This is a genomic window from Parabacteroides distasonis ATCC 8503 (assembly GCF_000012845.1).
Taxonomy (GTDB): domain Bacteria; phylum Bacteroidota; class Bacteroidia; order Bacteroidales; family Tannerellaceae; genus Parabacteroides; species Parabacteroides distasonis.
Genome location: NC_009615.1, coordinates 1830308 through 1846187, shown reverse-complemented (window position 1 = coordinate 1846187; position 15880 = coordinate 1830308). Strand labels below are relative to the sequence as shown.

General features: G+C 45.6%; 11 protein-coding genes. 5 read left to right on the top strand and 6 right to left on the bottom strand.

Annotation, left to right across the window (positions count from 1 at the left end; translation table 11 throughout):
* Window positions 1-209: 209 nt before the first annotated feature.
* Window positions 210-839, bottom strand: coding sequence for a master DNA invertase Mpi family serine-type recombinase (locus tag BDI_RS07860; RefSeq protein ID WP_005855789.1), 630 nt, complete (start codon window positions 837-839; stop codon window positions 210-212).
* A gap of 208 nt (window positions 840-1047) precedes the next feature.
* On the opposite strand from BDI_RS07860, the gene BDI_RS07855 reads away from it, so the two are divergent.
* The gene (locus BDI_RS07855; RefSeq protein ID WP_229038777.1) at window positions 1048-3897 is read left to right on the top strand and encodes a bifunctional fucokinase/fucose-1-phosphate guanylyltransferase; all 2850 of its coding nucleotides are present in this window, start codon (window positions 1048-1050) and stop codon (window positions 3895-3897) included.
* A gap of 200 nt (window positions 3898-4097) precedes the next feature.
* Window positions 4098-6656, top strand: coding sequence for a DUF5686 and carboxypeptidase-like regulatory domain-containing protein (locus BDI_RS07850; protein ID WP_011966509.1), 2559 nt, complete (start codon window positions 4098-4100; stop codon window positions 6654-6656).
* Window positions 6657-6664: 8 nt separating this feature from the next.
* Here the strand turns inward: BDI_RS07850 and dinB are convergent, their stop codons facing one another.
* From dinB to BDI_RS07835, 3 genes are all read right to left on the bottom strand, one after another.
* On the bottom strand, window positions 6665-7726 hold the full coding sequence (dinB, locus tag BDI_RS07845; RefSeq protein ID WP_009276332.1) for a DNA polymerase IV: 1062 nt from the start codon (window positions 7724-7726) through the stop codon (window positions 6665-6667).
* 90 nt (window positions 7727-7816) lie between these two features.
* Window positions 7817-8581 carry a peptidylprolyl isomerase gene (locus BDI_RS07840; protein ID WP_008780281.1) on the bottom strand — a complete coding sequence of 255 codons (765 nt, stop codon included), beginning with the start codon at window positions 8579-8581 and terminating at the stop codon, window positions 7817-7819.
* 5 nt (window positions 8582-8586) lie between these two features.
* The gene (locus BDI_RS07835) at window positions 8587-9258 is read right to left on the bottom strand and encodes a peptidylprolyl isomerase (protein ID WP_008780282.1); all 672 of its coding nucleotides are present in this window, start codon (window positions 9256-9258) and stop codon (window positions 8587-8589) included.
* Between the two features lie 197 nt (window positions 9259-9455).
* On the opposite strand from BDI_RS07835, the gene BDI_RS07830 reads away from it, so the two are divergent.
* The 3 genes from BDI_RS07830 to BDI_RS07820 all read left to right on the top strand — a co-directional run bounded on the left by BDI_RS07830 (window position 9456) and on the right by BDI_RS07820 (window position 13033).
* Window positions 9456-10730: an MBL fold metallo-hydrolase gene (locus BDI_RS07830; protein ID WP_011966508.1), complete on the top strand. Its 1275-nt coding sequence runs from the start codon at window positions 9456-9458 to the stop codon at window positions 10728-10730.
* Window positions 10731-10826: 96 nt separating this feature from the next.
* Entirely contained in the window at window positions 10827-11990 is a 1164-nt protein-coding gene (locus BDI_RS07825; protein ID WP_011966507.1) for an aldo/keto reductase, read from the top strand.
* Between the two features lie 17 nt (window positions 11991-12007).
* Window positions 12008-13033 (top strand): alpha/beta hydrolase, encoded by a 1026-nt coding sequence (locus tag BDI_RS07820; RefSeq protein ID WP_011966506.1) that lies wholly within the window; start codon window positions 12008-12010, stop codon window positions 13031-13033.
* A 202-nt stretch (window positions 13034-13235) separates the two neighbouring features.
* Here BDI_RS07820 and BDI_RS07815 read toward each other — a convergent pair whose 3' ends face one another.
* Window positions 13236-14138, bottom strand: a complete 903-nt coding sequence (locus BDI_RS07815; protein WP_005855808.1) for a nucleotidyltransferase — start codon at window positions 14136-14138, stop codon at window positions 13236-13238.
* Between the two features lie 82 nt (window positions 14139-14220).
* Entirely contained in the window at window positions 14221-15756 is a 1536-nt protein-coding gene (locus BDI_RS07810) for an alpha-N-arabinofuranosidase (RefSeq protein WP_011966505.1), read from the bottom strand.
* Window positions 15757-15880 lie beyond the last annotated feature (124 nt).

Sequence of the window (15880 nt, the reverse complement as noted above, 5' to 3'; positions counted from 1 at the left end):
AGATTAAACAAATGTTTGATGTCTTGAATACATGTTAACCTTGCGGCGTTTTATGAATGATAGAGGAATAAAGGATGAAATGTTTTTTAGGATATTTCAAGTATATTTCTATCTTATTCCTCCGCAAGTTAATGGGAATAAACAAATAAACGAGCGATAAGTCTGCTAAACTAAACTAATTTAACATACGTTAATTATTGCTTGAGTTGTTAATCCTTCTGTATTCTTTTCCATTTCCGTGGAATTTCCGGATGAGTCTTGAGAAATTCCCTCAAGGTTTGCCGGTTTACTCCCAGTTTCTTGCTGATATATACTTTAGTCTTATGTTCTTTAATATACTGCAAGATCATCTCTTCCTTACCTTTTAGCTTACAGGCTTCCGGTCGCTCTCCTTTTGGACGGCCCAGTTTGGCACCTTGCACTTTTTTCCGAGCCAACGCTTCTTTCGTTCGTTGCGAAATCAGGTTGCGTTCAATTTCGGCGCTTAGGCTAAATGCGAATGCCAAGATTTTACTGTTAATGTTATTTCCGAGTTCGTAACCTTCCTTTACCGTAAATACAATGATGTCTCTTTCCATACATTGATGAAGGAAGCTCATAACTTGCATAAGATTACGTCCGAGACGTGACAGTTCCGTCGTGATCAGGATGTCGCCTTTACGTATTTGCTTTAATAATTTACCAAGTTGGCGATCGGCGATTACTTTTGTCCCGCTGATCGTCTCATCTACCCACCTGTCGATTCTCATGTTCCTCGATTTTGTGAATTTCTCAATCTCGAATCGCTGGTTTTCAGTAGTTTGTTTGTCTGTACTGACTCTTACATAACCGTATACCATATGTCCTATATTTAATTAAACAACAACCAAGATACTGGAAACGGATTGATTGATAGTGTGTTTTAGTAAAAACAAACTTTTTTATGGGTGTGTTAAAGAAGTTGAGTGGGTTTGAACTCCATACAAATTGTAATAAAAAGGGTTAATGGATATCCGTATAGAAAATTTAAGTTACTTTTGCTTTCGAAAAATAAGAAGGAGTCTTAGAATGATCATGGGTATGAAAAAGTTATTGTCTTTACCTCCAAATTTGGTTGATTGTTTCCATGCGATAGAGCATGTAAGTACGGAGGAATGGTTTTGCACCTCGGATCCGGTAGGTGCCCGCTTGGGATCCGGGGGAGGAACGACTTGGTTGTTGGAGGCCTCCCGGCGAAAAGAGGCCCCTGATGTATCCGTGGAGGAGTGGTTGGGACAGGAGAAGCGTATCTTGTTGCATGCCGGAGGGCAAAGCCGCCGTTTGCCCGGATATGCGCCATCCGGGAAAATATTGACTCCGATCCCTGTGTTTCGCTGGGCAAGAGGGCAGAGGTTATCCCAGAACTTATTGTCTTTGCAATTACCTCTTTATGAACGGATCATGAAAAAGGCGCCGGAATCGCTTCATACCTTGATCGCTAGCGGTGACGTATATATCCGTGCTAACCAGCCTTTGCAGGAGATTCCTGAGGTAGATGTGGTTTGTTACGGTTTATGGGTCGAGCCTTCGTTGGCCAAGAATCACGGGGTTTTTGTATCGAGCCGTAAGTCTCCGGACACTCTGGACTTCATGCTACAGAAGCCTTCGTTGGAAACTTTGGGGGAATTGGCGGGTAGTCATTTATTCTTGATGGATATCGGTATCTGGCTGCTAAGCGACAAGGCGGTGCGGTTATTAATGAAACATTCCTATACCGAAGATGGCAAGGCGATGAAGGCGTATGATTTATATGCTGAGTTCGGGTTGGCCTTGGGGAAGAATCCACGTATCACGGACTCGGAGTTAAATCAGCTTTCAGTAGCGATTCTGCCGCTTCCGGGTGGAGAGTTCTATCATTATGGAACTAGCCGTGAGTTGATTTCCTCTACATTGGCGGTACAGAACTTAGTTAGGGATCAACGTGCGATCATGCAGCGTAAGGTGAAACCACATCCCGCCATGTTTGTGCAGAATGCGGTGTTACACCAGAAATTGACCGCTGAGAATTCGGAATTATGGATAGAGAATAGTTATATCGGTGAGAATTGGACGTTACGTGGCCAGCAAATTATAACGGGTGTTCCGGAGAATAATTGGAACTTATCCCTGCCGGAAGGTATCTGTGTAGATGTTGTCCCGGTAGGGGAAACCAATTGGGCGGCAAGGCCCTATGGTTTTAATGACTTGTTTAAAGGGGCCTTGTCTGATGTGTCTACCTTGTTTATGGGGAAACCTATCTTGACTTGGGCGATGGAGCGAGGTATCACCTTGGGAGGGAATGAGGATATACAAAACGCACCTTTGTTCCCTGTTTGCCAAACCGTGGATGAGCTGGGAAAAGTGCTGCGCTGGATGATTACGGAGCTGGATAGGGAAGAGGGAAAGCATATTTGGCTTTCCGCCCGAAAATTATCGGCGAATGATTTGTCCGATCAAGCGAATTTACGCCGTTTAGTAGCTCAGCGAGAAGTTTTCCGTAAAAAAGACTGGTCATTATTGGCCGCTAATCATGAGAAAAGTGTATTCTATCAATTGGATCTTTCGGATGCAGCGGAAAGCTTCGCCAAAGACAAGATTGTCTTACCGAAAGCCCTTCCCGAGGATAATCCGTTGATGAAAAGGATACATAATCATATGTTCCGTTCTCAGGTGATGAAGATCTCGGGGGTAGCGTATAAGGAGGAGGAGCAAAAGGCTTTCGCTTTGTTGCGGGAGGGGCTGGTCGGTTCCGTCCTCGGAAGTAAGCAGCAGCCGTGTTTGAATGTCTATCGGGACCAGATCGTATGGGGACGTAGTCCGGTACGTATTGATTTGGCAGGTGGGTGGACAGATACGCCGCCCTATTGCTTATATGCGGGTGGAAACGTGGTGAACGTGGCGATCGAGTTAAACGGGCAACCACCACTACAAGTCTATATCAAGCCTTCCGATACCCATAAGATTATCCTTCGCTCGATCGATCTGGGAGCGATGGAGGTTATCTCTTCATGGGATGAGCTTCGTGATTATAATAAGGTAGGATCGCCGTTTTCCATCCCGAAAGCGGCTTTGGCCTTGGCGGGATTTGTCCCGGAATTCTCGGCGGAGGCTTATGCTTCTTTGGATGTCCAGCTGGAAGCTTTTGGTAGCGGGCTCGAGATTACCTTGTTGGCGGCGATACCGGCGGGTTCCGGTTTAGGCACTAGCTCGATCCTCGCGGCTACCGTGCTGGGCGCTATCTCTGATTTTTGTGGCTTGGCTTGGGATAAGAATGAGATCGGAAACCGCACCTTGATTTTAGAACAATTGCTGACTACCGGCGGGGGATGGCAAGATCAATACGGTGGTGTATTGCACGGTTTGAAACTCTTGCAAACGAACGAGGGTTTTAATCAGAATCCTTTGGTACGTTGGCTGCCGGAATATTTGTTTACTGATCCGGAATACCGGCCTTGTCATCTTCTTTATTATACGGGAATTACTCGTACGGCGAAAGATATTTTGTCGGAAATCGTACGGGGTATGTTCTTGAATAGCGAGGTGCATTTAGGTCTTTTGTCCGAGATGAAAGCCCATGCGCTCGATATGTACGAGGCGATCCAATGCGGAGACTTCGTGGCTTATGGTAAATTGGTCGGAAAGACTTGGGAGCAAAATAAGGCACTCGATTCCGGAACGAATCCGGCGGCGGTGGAAGCTATTATCTCCAAGATACAGGCTTATGCCTTGGGATATAAACTTCCGGGAGCAGGCGGTGGTGGTTACTTATATATCGTAGCGAAAGACCCGGGTGCGGCCCTGCAAATCCGAAAGATATTAACTCTTTCTCCACCCAATTCGAACGCCCGGTTCGTGGAGATGAGCTTGTCGAATAAGGGGCTTCAGATTAGTCGTTCGTAGGTTCGTGCCACGCCGGTATAGGTGTTGGCTTACGCTGGTATAGATACAGGCCTATGCCTATACTGCTGAGGGGCGTTGCGTATATACGTGTGTATTTTTGCCTGTTTTGTTGCTAATTGGAATATATTGCATGTGTTTTGGAACATTTATATAAATGATCCTGTTGTACTTTTGCGGAGTTTAATGAGGTGTCAGATCTGATGGGGAAGAGAATTGTTTTTATATGGCTTTTATTGGCGTTCGCTTGGGTAGCGAAGAGCCAGAACTACATGATAAAAGGAATCGTGACTGATTCCATTACGGGAGAACCTTTGCCTTATGTGGCTGTGATTTTGAAGGGAACTACGATAGGTGCTACGACAGATCTGGATGGGGCTTTTACGCTCTCCTCTTCATCTAAGGTACGTACTTTACAGGTCTCTTATTTGGGTTATACGGAGAAAGAATTGAAATTCGTTCCGGGTAAAGCGGAACATTTGAAGATTCAGCTAGCTCCGACAAGTATTAATTTGTCGGAGGTGATCATCAAGCCGGGAAAGGAAAGATATCGGAAGAAGGATAATCCTGCGGTTACCTTTATCAAAAACGCTATCGCACGTCGGGAGAGCAACGATCCTCGTAATCATGATTATTTTCGGTATGATCAATACGAGAAGATGGTCTTCGCTATGAACGATTACCAACCGAAACCGAAAAAGGATGGAAAGGCGGGAAAGTTTGACTTCTTGACTGAGTTTATCGATACGTTGGAGGTGGGAAAGACGATCTTGCCGGTATCCGAACGTGAGAAAATCCAGACCGTTTATTATCGTAAAGACCCGAAGACGGAAAAGAGGGTCGTTCAGGCTACGAAAGCGGCTGGTGTGGATGAGGTCTTCTCACGAGACGGTATGCAACAGTTCTTGAATGAGGTATTCCGGGAAGTGAATATCTTCCAGAATGATATTCCTTTGTTCTTGAACCGTTTCGTTAGCCCTATGTCTACGATGGGACCTAACTTCTATAAATATTATTTGCTAGACACGGTGGAGGTCGCCGGACAGAAGTGTGTGGATTTGGGTTTCGCTCCGTTTACTCCGGAGACGTTCGGCTTTACGGGACATCTTTTTATCACGTTGGATTCTACTTATTTCGTGCAGAAGGTTAAGTTGAATGTCCCGAAGAAGATCAACTTGAATTTTGTCGGTGGAATGACGATCGAGCAGACTTTCGACCGTGCCCCGGATGGGACTCGTATCATTACGAAAGATGATATCAACGTGGACTTCAAATTGACGGAGAAATCGAAAGGAATGTATGCCCGCCGTTTGAATATCTATTCGAATCAAGCATTTGAGGGACCCGATGATCCTAAAGTATTCGAGGAGAGCGCACCTATTATTATACCGATGGAAGCTTATCGCCGTTCGGCGGATTTCTGGGAGGAGAATCGTCCTACTGAGGCGGGAACTCGCAAGCAGAATAACGTGGAGTTGCTAATGGCGAAACTTCGTTCCGTTCCTATTTTCTATGTGACGGAGAAGGTTGTTTCGATCCTTACCTCCGGTTATATCGCGACGAATAAGATTCCGGAGAAGAGCAAGTTCGAGTTTGGTCCGATGAACACCTATATCAGTGGTAACGCGATTGAGGGGGCCCGCTTCCGTGTCGGTGGAACCACGACAACGGCGTTCAGTAAACGTCTTTTCTTGGATGGTTATTTGGCTTATGGATCGAAAGACCGCAAGTTGAAATATGATGGTATCGTAGAATATTCTTTTATCGATAAGAAGGATTATCGGAAAGAATTTCCCGTGCATTCTATTCGGTTTGAGTACCTATATGATATTAACCAGTTAGGTCAGCAGTATATGTATACCAACAAGGATAATATGTTCTTAGCCTTGAAGCGGCAGAAGGATACACGTGCCACCTATTTAAGGAATATGGAACTGACCTATTACCGTGAACATTATAACGGCTGGGCTTATGGGGCGGTACTTCGGAATTTTAAGGAATACTCAACCGGTTACGCCGCATTCGACCGTATCGGTCCGGATGGCCAGATCACGGCTACCGATTCCTACCGGATGTCGGAAGTGGAGTTTAAGTTCCGTTTTGCCCCGAATGAGAAATTCTACCAGACTCGTAATTACCGTTATCCGATTACGCTTGACGCACCGGTATTCACCTTGAACCATACGATGGCTTTCCAAGATGTATTAGGTAGTTCGTATGATTATCAGAAGACGGAGATCGGTATCCAGAAACGCTTCTGGTTCTCTGCTTTCGGTTATGTGGATATTCTCGCTAAAGCAGGTAAAGTTTGGACAAAAGCCCCTTATCCTTTGTTGATCTTGCCAAACGCAAACTTGTCGTATTTGGTGCAACCGGAATCTTATACGAATATGAATGCGATGGAGTTCATCAACGATGAGTACGCTTCGTGGGATATTACTTATTTCATGAACGGAGCCTTGTTGAACCGTATCCCGCTTATCAAGAAGTTAAAATGGAGAGAGGTCTTTTCTTTCCGGGGTATGTTCGGACACTTGACGGATAAGAATAATCCGTATATCAGTGAGCAGAATGAAGGCTTGTTCTTATTCCCGCAGGGCTCTTACCTGATGGACCCGTCTACTCCTTATATGGAGGCGGGTGTCGGTATCGAGAATATCTTTAAGTTCTTGCGTTTGGATTATGTATGGCGTCTGACCTATAAGGATCATCCGGGCATCCAGACAAAGGGTATACGTTTTATGATGAAGCTATCCTTCTAGGGCAAGTATTATTTCCAGTCGCTGAACTCAAAACTTAATTGTTCCCAACGGTCTTTCGTATGAGGCTCCTCTTTTACGGGATTAGATACGGATAGGCCGATCAGTCGGATGGGATGCTCGGTATATTCCACTTCTTTCAGCAATTCCTTGGCCAAGGGAAGGATCTTATCTAAGGTTGTTAACTCTTCCGGACGGCTGAGGCTTCTCGTGATTTGGTTGAAATCGTGGAACTTGACCTTTAAGGTAAGTGTGTTTCCCTTGAATCCGGAACGTTCCAGCCTGCCGATAAGTTCGGTCGCTACGTGATAAAGCTCGATGATAACAGAGGATTTGCGGGAGATATCTTTTTCTAGCGTATGCTCGCAACCTACCGACTTCCGGATTCGTACCGCTTCTACGGGACGGTTGTCTATACCTCTGGCAAACTCATAATAAAGTATTCCCGCCTTTCCGAACTGGCGGGTAAGCATCTCCCCCGAACATTCCCGTAATTGCAGCCCGTTGTGGATACCGAGTGTATGCATTTTCCGGGCTGTTACGGGGCCTACTCCCCAAAAGGACTCAATGGGAAGACGTGCTATGAAATCGAGGGCTTGGCTTGGATGGATGGTGCATAATCCATTGGGCTTTCGATAATCCGAGGCTATTTTCGCTAGAAATTTGTTGTAGGAGACTCCCGCTGACGCTATCAGGTTCAAGTTTTCCCAGATCCGTTTCTTGATCTCCTTGGCGATATCTACAGCGAGAGAGATGCCTTGTTTATTATCGGTGACATCCAAGAAGGCTTCATCCAAGGAAAGGGGTTCTATGATATCCGTATAATCGTGGAAGATCTCGTGGATCTGGCGTGAGACGGATTTATATACGTCCATCCTTCCGTGTACGAATATCAGGTCCGGGCATAAACGTTTGGCTTTTTGAGACGCCATGGCGGAACGTACCCCATATTTCCGGGCCTCGTAGCTAGCGGCGGCTACTACGCCTCTCTGCTCCGCATGCCCGACCGCTAGGGGTTTTCCTCGCAACTCCGGATTGTCTCGTTGTTCCACCGAGGCATAAAAGGCATCCATATCGATATGTATGATCTTTCTCAAGATAGCTCTTTTATTACTGATATTCGCGATAAGCCCCTTCGTCGGTTTATGAAGCCGATAACCGCATTATAAGATCTCTACGGAGTTAATGACGATATTCTCGGTCGGACGATCTTGCTTGTTGGTCTTGGAGGACTGTATGGCGTCTACGACATCCATGCCTTCCACCACTTCTCCGTAAACCGTGTATTGATTGTCGAGGAACGGTACGCCACCTACATTCTTGTAAGCCTCACGGAGTTCCGGGTTTAACTTTACCTCGTCTTTCCGCTTCTCGGCCTCCAGCTCGGTCTTGCCGATCAAGGTATCACGAAGGATCGCCAGTTCTTCCTTGTTACCACTGCGATAGAATTCCATGATCTTAGACTTGTTCTCGTTTTGCAGGCGGGCGAATATCTCTTGTTTCAGACGGCCTTCCAGTTGCTTTTCCATCTGGTTCAACTCTTGTTCCGAATACTTTTTCCCCGTTACGATATAGAATTGGGAGGCGGAAGAGGCCTTTTCCGGGTTCACTTCGTCTCCGGTACGTGCGGCGCAAAGGGTTCCTTTCTTATGGAAATATTTCGGGTAACGGAATTCGGCGGGAACGGTATAGCCCAGATCGCCCGCTCCCAGTTGCTTGTTCATTGGGGCATCCTTGGAAGTTACGTCACCTCCTTGTATCATGAAATCCTTGATCACACGGTGGAACAGCAAGCCGTTATATTGCCCTTCTTTTACCAACTTGATAAAGTTATCACGATGTAATGGCGTGTCGTTATATAATTTCAACTTTATATCTCCTTTGTTGGTGTGCATAAGCACCTTTGTCTCAGTTGCTTGATTTTCCATTTTACTTATTTTTCTATGAGTTTCATTGACTTGATCTTTATGTTCTTCGTGGGCCTGTCTTCGGCGTTCGTCTCGACGAACTGTATCTTATCCACGACTTTCATACCCTGTATAACCTCTCCGAACACCGTATAGTTGCCGTCCAGATGAGGCGTTCCGCCTTCCAGCATATAGGCTTCTTTTTGCTCCGGCGTAAACTTGATGCCTTTCTCCTTGGTCATCTTATCTAGCTCCATCTCCGTAAAGAACTTTCCGGTTACGATATAGAATTGAGTCGCTGATGAGGCCTTCTCGGGATTCTCCTCATCCGGGGTACGTGCGGCACAGAGCATTCCCCGCTTATGGAAATATTTCGGATACACGAACTCGGCGGGGATGGTGTAATCTAGATCTCCGTCGCCCAGATGTGCGTCCAAGGGAGCGTCTTTCGAGTTGATATCGCCTCCTTGTATCATGAATTGCTTGATAACCCGATGGAACAATAATCCATCGTAACGGTGTTCTTTTACGTTCTTGATAAAATTATCCCTGTGCAACGGCGTGTCGTTGAACAGTTTCACCTTAATCTTACCCATATCCGTATCAATCAGCACCAATGTCTCAGTCTCTTGCGCATGCAGCGGGCATAGCGAAAGCATAAATACCGAAACAAACAACATCGTAAGAATCCGTCTCATATTTATTTCTATTAGTTTTAGATGGACAAAAATAAGAATAAATATCGATATCTATGATCAAAGGAATAGGTCTAAACATGATTTCTTTGGTAGGAAACCGTAATAGCGTTACAAACATCTGTAATATGTGCACATCGTTTTATGTTGAATCTAGGTAATTTTGTCATAGAAATTTAAAACTCTAAATTCAATATACTATGAGAGCAAGTATCTTAGCTATTTTAATTTTAGGGGGGATTGTCTTAAACATAAAGGCTCAGTTTTCTTATAATGAAAAGGGTCAAGCCATCCCTCCTGCATCACAACCTTTCTGCAAAGAGGCTTTTGAGTCAACCGGGCATACGGTTATACGCTGGTTGGGGAACGCTGGCTTTCTGATTAATAGCCGTGGTACGTGTTTGATGGTCGATCCTATGTTGAAGGGATTTGATATGCCTTTGTTAATAAATATGCCGATCGCCCCTAAAGATGTTCCCCATTTGGATGCGGTATTGATCACTCATTGCGACAATGATCATTACAGTGTTCCTACTTGTACGGAAATGTCTTCTGTATGCCGGGAATATCATTCTACATTCTACATGGATTCTTTGATGGAAGCACAGGGTTTGAACTCTTTCGGACATCGTATCGGGGAGACTTTTAATGTTGGTCCGATTTCTATCAAGTTAACTCCGGCTTACCATACGTGGCAAAATGAGTATCCGGGATATACGCGTGAATTTAAGGTTGAAGATTATTGTGGTTTCCTCATGAAAACACCGGATGGCTTAATTTGGGCACCGGGAGATTCCCGCTTTCTTCCTGAGTTCTTGGAATTACCTGCCCCGGACGTGATTTTCTTTGATTTTTCGGATGATTCATGGCATATAGGATTGGAGGGAGCCATAAAGATCGCAAATGCTTATCCTAAAGCGCAGCTTCTCCTGTCTCATTGGGGAACGGTGGATGCTCCCGATATGAAACCATTCAATGCCGACCCTAAAATGCTAGAAGAGCGTATCTTCAATCCGGAACGTGTTCATGTCTTAGCCCCGGGAGAAGCTTTTGACCTTGTAGCTCTCAGCTCTAGCGAGGGTGAACAAAGTGCCGAGACATTGATTTTCCCTGCTGACGCAAAGGCTTCGTCGGAGTATAATACGGGGGATGTCTATGTCTCCTTGTTGAAGGAGTCTGGTAATACGATGATCGCGCATTTTATATTCAAACCTTACAGTCGTAATTTCTGGCATTACCATCCGGATGCCGAACAAACCTTGTTAGTACTTGATGGAGAAGGATATTATCAAGAGGAAGGAGGAGAGAAACGTGTGATCCGGAAGGGTGATGTGATCGTGACACCTCCTAATGTACGCCATTGGAATGGGGCGACACCGGGTAGCTCTATCGTGTGTATGACCATTACGGAACATGCGATCGAGAATCATGCCGTACAGCTCCGGGCTGTGACGGATAAGGAGTATGACCGATGAAATTGGTATGTCTATCTGTGGTTTTGATACATGTTTGGATGTAGGAACGTAGTATTTTTGCCGTGAATGGAATATTAATTAGAAAGGTCATAAGTTATGAGAAAGTACAATGAGATAAGCCGTCGGGGATTTTTGAGGTCGGCGGTATTGGCAGGAACAGGGATCTGTGCTTCTTCCGTATTCAATGGAATGGTTGCCTGTGAGGGCGTGAACAGGCAAGGACCCTCGGCCTTGGATTGTAAAACTAATGCCGTGGTCGGTGTAAAGCGGACATTGGGAAGTGGTACGGCTTCCATGGTTGTATCGGCTATGGGATTTGGTTGTATGGGATTGAATCATCATCGCGGCCAGCATCCCGGCAAGAAGCAAGTAATCGCTTTGGTACATGAGGCCATCGATCGTGGTGTTACTTTGTTCGACACGGCAGAGAGCTATGGTTATCAAACGAATGAACGATTAGTTGGCGAAGCGTTGAAAGGTTATTCGGACCGGGTATTTGTAACTACTAAATTTGGGCATAAGTTTGTGGATGGCGTACAAATCAAGACAGAGGAAGATAGTTCTCCCAACAATATACGTAAGGTGTGCGAGAACTCGCTTCGCAATCTTGGAGTAGAAACTCTCGGTATGTTTTACCAGCATCGTGCGGACCCGAACACTCCGATTGAGGTCGTCGCTGAGACCGTGAACGAATTGATCAGAGAAGGCAAGGTATTGCATTTCGGACTTTGCGAGGTGAATGCCGATACCATCCGCCGTGCCCATAGGATCTGCCCTGTTACGGCTATACAGAGTGAATATCATTTGATGCATCGTGCCGTGGAGGAGAGCGTATTGCCGTTGTGTGAGGAATTGGGTATTGGTTTTGTTCCTTATAGTCCGATAAATCGAGGCTTTTTGGGAGGCTTGATTAACGAGTATACTCGATTTGATCCGGAAAACGACAATCGTCAAGATTTACCTCGTTTTCAACCGGAAGCTATCCGTGCCAATATGCGGATCGTGGAAGTGCTGAATGCTTTTGGGAGGACACGGGGGATCACGCCCGCACAAGTTGCCTTGGCATGGTTAATGAATAAGAAACCTTGGATCGTAGCTATACCGGGGACTACGAAGCTGTCTCATCTGGAGGAGAATTTACGTGCTGCGGATATCATTTTCACGGCTAGCGAAATGAGAGAATTAGAGGATGCCGTTTCCGCTATCCCTGTGGTGGGAAGCCGTTATAATGCGCTACAGGAATCAAAAGTACAGAAATAGATTAAGCTATCGGAAATATGAGACCTGTTTTTATACTTGGTATCATTCTCTTGCTTGTTGGATGTAAACAGCGAGATGAGCGTGTTCTGATGGTGGATGAGCAAGGCAGCTTCGCTGTTGGAGGTACGGTCTTGGTTGATTCATTAGGGCATACTTTTCATGGCGACCATGCGTACGTATTTTATCAAAAGCCGGTCGGAGCGAGGAAATACCCATTGGTATTCGCCCATGGTGTAGGGCAGTTTTCTAAGACATGGGAAACCACACCCGACGGGCGTGAGGGCTTCCAGAATATTTTCTTACGTCGCCGGTTTTGTGTCTATCTTGTCGATCAGCCTCGTAGAGGGAACGCCGGTAGAGGTACGGAGAGCGTGACAATTTCTCCGGCGTTTGACGAGGAGGTTTGGTTTAACCGTTTTCGTGTAGGTATCTGGCCGGATTATTTTGAAGGAGTACAGTTTAAGCGGGATAAGGAAACCTTGGACCAATACTTTCGTCAAATGACGCCGACTATTGGCACGACGGATTTTGAGGTCTATTCGGATGCCTACGCCGCTTTGTTCGACAAGATAGGCCCGGGCGTATTTATTACCCATTCGCAAGGCGGGCCCGTTGGATGGAATACATTGCTTAAGACGAGAAACATTAAGGCTATCGCATCATACGAACCGGGTGGAGCGGTTCCTTTTCCGGAAGGGCAATTGCCGGAGGAGGCTAAGTTTATTACGCTTTCCAAGAAAATGGAAGGCATTGAAGTACCTATGTCCGTATTCATGGAATATACCAAGGTCCCTATCGTCATTTATTATGGAGATAATTTACCCGAAACCGATGAGCGTCCGGAGTTATATGAATGGACACGCCGTTTGCGCTTGATGAAGATATGGGCAAAAATGCTGAATGATCAGGGTGGGGATGTCACCGTTATTCATTTACCGGAGGTAGGATTACATGGCAATACCCATTTCCCTATGTCGGATTTAAATAATATAGAGGTTGCGGATTTGCTTTCTGAATGGTTACATACAAAAGCTTTGGACTAGGTCTTTTGGGTAATGGAAATATATATAGTATCGTTTTCATTAGGAGGTATTGATCTTTTCACAGAGGTGAAAAGATCGTATCACCCCCGTGAAAAGATCGCTTCACAGAGGTGAAAAGATCGCTTCACAAGGGTGATACGATAAGAGTCTTAGGCCACGGCTGTTACTTCCTGCTGAGGAATCAGCCATAAGGACCTTATAATCAGAATAATTTGCTTGGATATTCGCCTGCGTCTACCAAGGCTTGGATCTTATCCACAACGCCTTGACGATCCGCCGCGTAAGTTACGCCGAACCATTTGGAGGTTGTATCCAATACTTTCACACGGGCTGTTCCTTCCGTGATCAATTTATTTACCATCAACGGGATGAAATATTCACTCTTTAAATTACCCATATTGGCTTTTAGGAACTCCTTGAAATATTCCTCGGAATACTCGAAGTAATCGGGAGTGAAGCCCCACATATTCATGGATACCGGCGTATTTTCTTCCAATACGACCTTCTTTCCGTTCTCGTCTACAAACTGGATATCTCCGTCGATACGTTCGATAGCGGTACGCTCCACGACGCCTGTCAGATAACCTTCCTCGTTCGTGGCGCAAACACCACGTGCTACGGAACCGCTCTCGCTCAACGTATTACCTACACGGTAGCCTACCATGCAATAATCATTCTTCTTGCCATCCATCTCAGACAATTGCTTGCCTAATACGGCGAAGCTGTCACGTCCGTAGAAATCATCGGCGTTGATTACGGCGAAAGGCTCATTGATAACCTTCTTGCCCATCAATACGGCATGGTTGGTTCCCCACGGTTTCTCACGTCCCTCCGGGCAAGTGAAGCCCTCCGGAAGATCGTTCAAATCTTGGAATACGACTTCAACCGGGATATGGTTCTCATATTTGGAGATGATTTTCTCACGGAAGTCTTTCTCGAAAGATTTGCGGATAACGAATACAAGTTTACCGAACCCGCCACGAATAGCATCGAAAATAGAATAGTCCATGATGGTCTCGCCATTGGGACCTAGGCCGTCCAATTGTTTTAATCCTCCATAACGACTACCCATTCCGGCTGCCAATACAAATAATGTAGGTTTCATAATGCGTTTCTTTAATGTGTTTTTTAATTCTTCGGGCAAAGTTAATAATTATAGAAACATTGCCATGTTATTGTCCGTCTTTTTATAAAACTTCTAATACGACGATCGACATGGGAGGCAGGCTGACGCTTAACTTTCCCTTTTCCACCTTGGCTCCCTTGAAAACTTCCGGCTTGACCTTCTCCGGCGAATCGAATGTGTTATAGTCGTTTATGGAGGACGCTGTCAGGATACGCCCGTTCACGCTCTTTATCGTTACGTTTTGCAGGTCGATATGGATGTTCTCGCTTTGCCGGGGATCTACGTTCGCCAACGAGATATGGATTTTACCCTGCGAATCCCGGGATGCGGAGGCGCTTACGACCGGCACTTCCCGGTTGTCTCTTACTTTCTCCTTGTCGCAGATTAAGTCCATCGGCAAAAAGGTAGCGTCTTGATGAACCTTGTACATCTCGAACACATGGTAAGTAGGCGTAAGCACCATGTCCTTGCCTTTCGTGAGGATCATGGATTGCAATACATTGACAATCTGTGCGATATTGGCCATTTTTACCCGATCCGTATATTTGTGGAAGACATGTAGGGTAAGAGCGGCTACGAAAGCGTCGCGCATCGTGTTTTGCTGGAACAGATGGCCGGGGATCGTACCGGGTTCCACATCCCACCAAGTACCCCATTCGTCTACCATGAGGGCTATATTTTTCTTCGGGTCGTATTTATCCATGATAGCGATATGCTTTTTAACGACATCCTCTATCTCAAGGCATTTTCCTAAGGTCCAGTAATAATCCTCCGTGTTGAAATCGGTAGCGGAGCCTTTATTGTTCCAATCTCCTACTGTATAATAATGTAAAGAGATACCATCCATGCGTCCGCCGATTTGTTTCATCAGCGTCTCGGTCCAGTTGTAATCATAATCGCTGGCACCGCTGGCGATCTTGAACAAGACATTGCTATCATAGTTACGGCAATACGTAGAGTAACGACGGTAAAGGTCGGAATAATATTCCGGTCGCATACTGCCCCCGCATCCCCAACTCTCGTTCCCAACGCCGAAAAACTTGACTTTCCATGCCTTATCCCGGCCATTTTTCCGGCGTAGGTTGGCCATAGGGCTGTCTCCTTCCGAGGTCATGTATTCCACCCATTTAGCCATTTCCTCAACCGTACCGCTTCCCACGTTTCCGCTGATGTAAGGCTCACAACCTAATAACTCACATAGATTCAAGAACTCATGGGTTCCAAAACTATTATCCTCAATCGTCCCTCCCCAGTTATTATTCACCATTTTCGGGCGATTTTCCTTGGGGCCGATTCCATCCATCCAATGATATTCGTCGGCGAAGCAACCGCCCGGCCAACGTAAGTTCGGGATCTGTAGTTTCTTCAACGCGTTTAAGACATCCGTACGGTATCCTTGGGTATTAGGGATGTCGGACTCTGGTCCCACCCATAAGCCACCGTAGATACAACTCCCTAGATGTTCGGCGAATTGCCCGTAAATATGTTTACTGATCTGTTGGTTACCTTGCTCCAGATAAATACGGATATTCGCGTCTCGTTGAGCGAATAAAGGAAGGGCGATAAATGCCCAAACGCTGATTATTAGTTTCTTCATGATATAAATGATTTATTGGCAAAGATACACTTATTCTTGAATATATAAATCCTTTTATCGTTCGAAAAACACGTACGTGTTTTCGGAAAAAGTCGTACATGTTTTAAAAGAAACACGTACATGT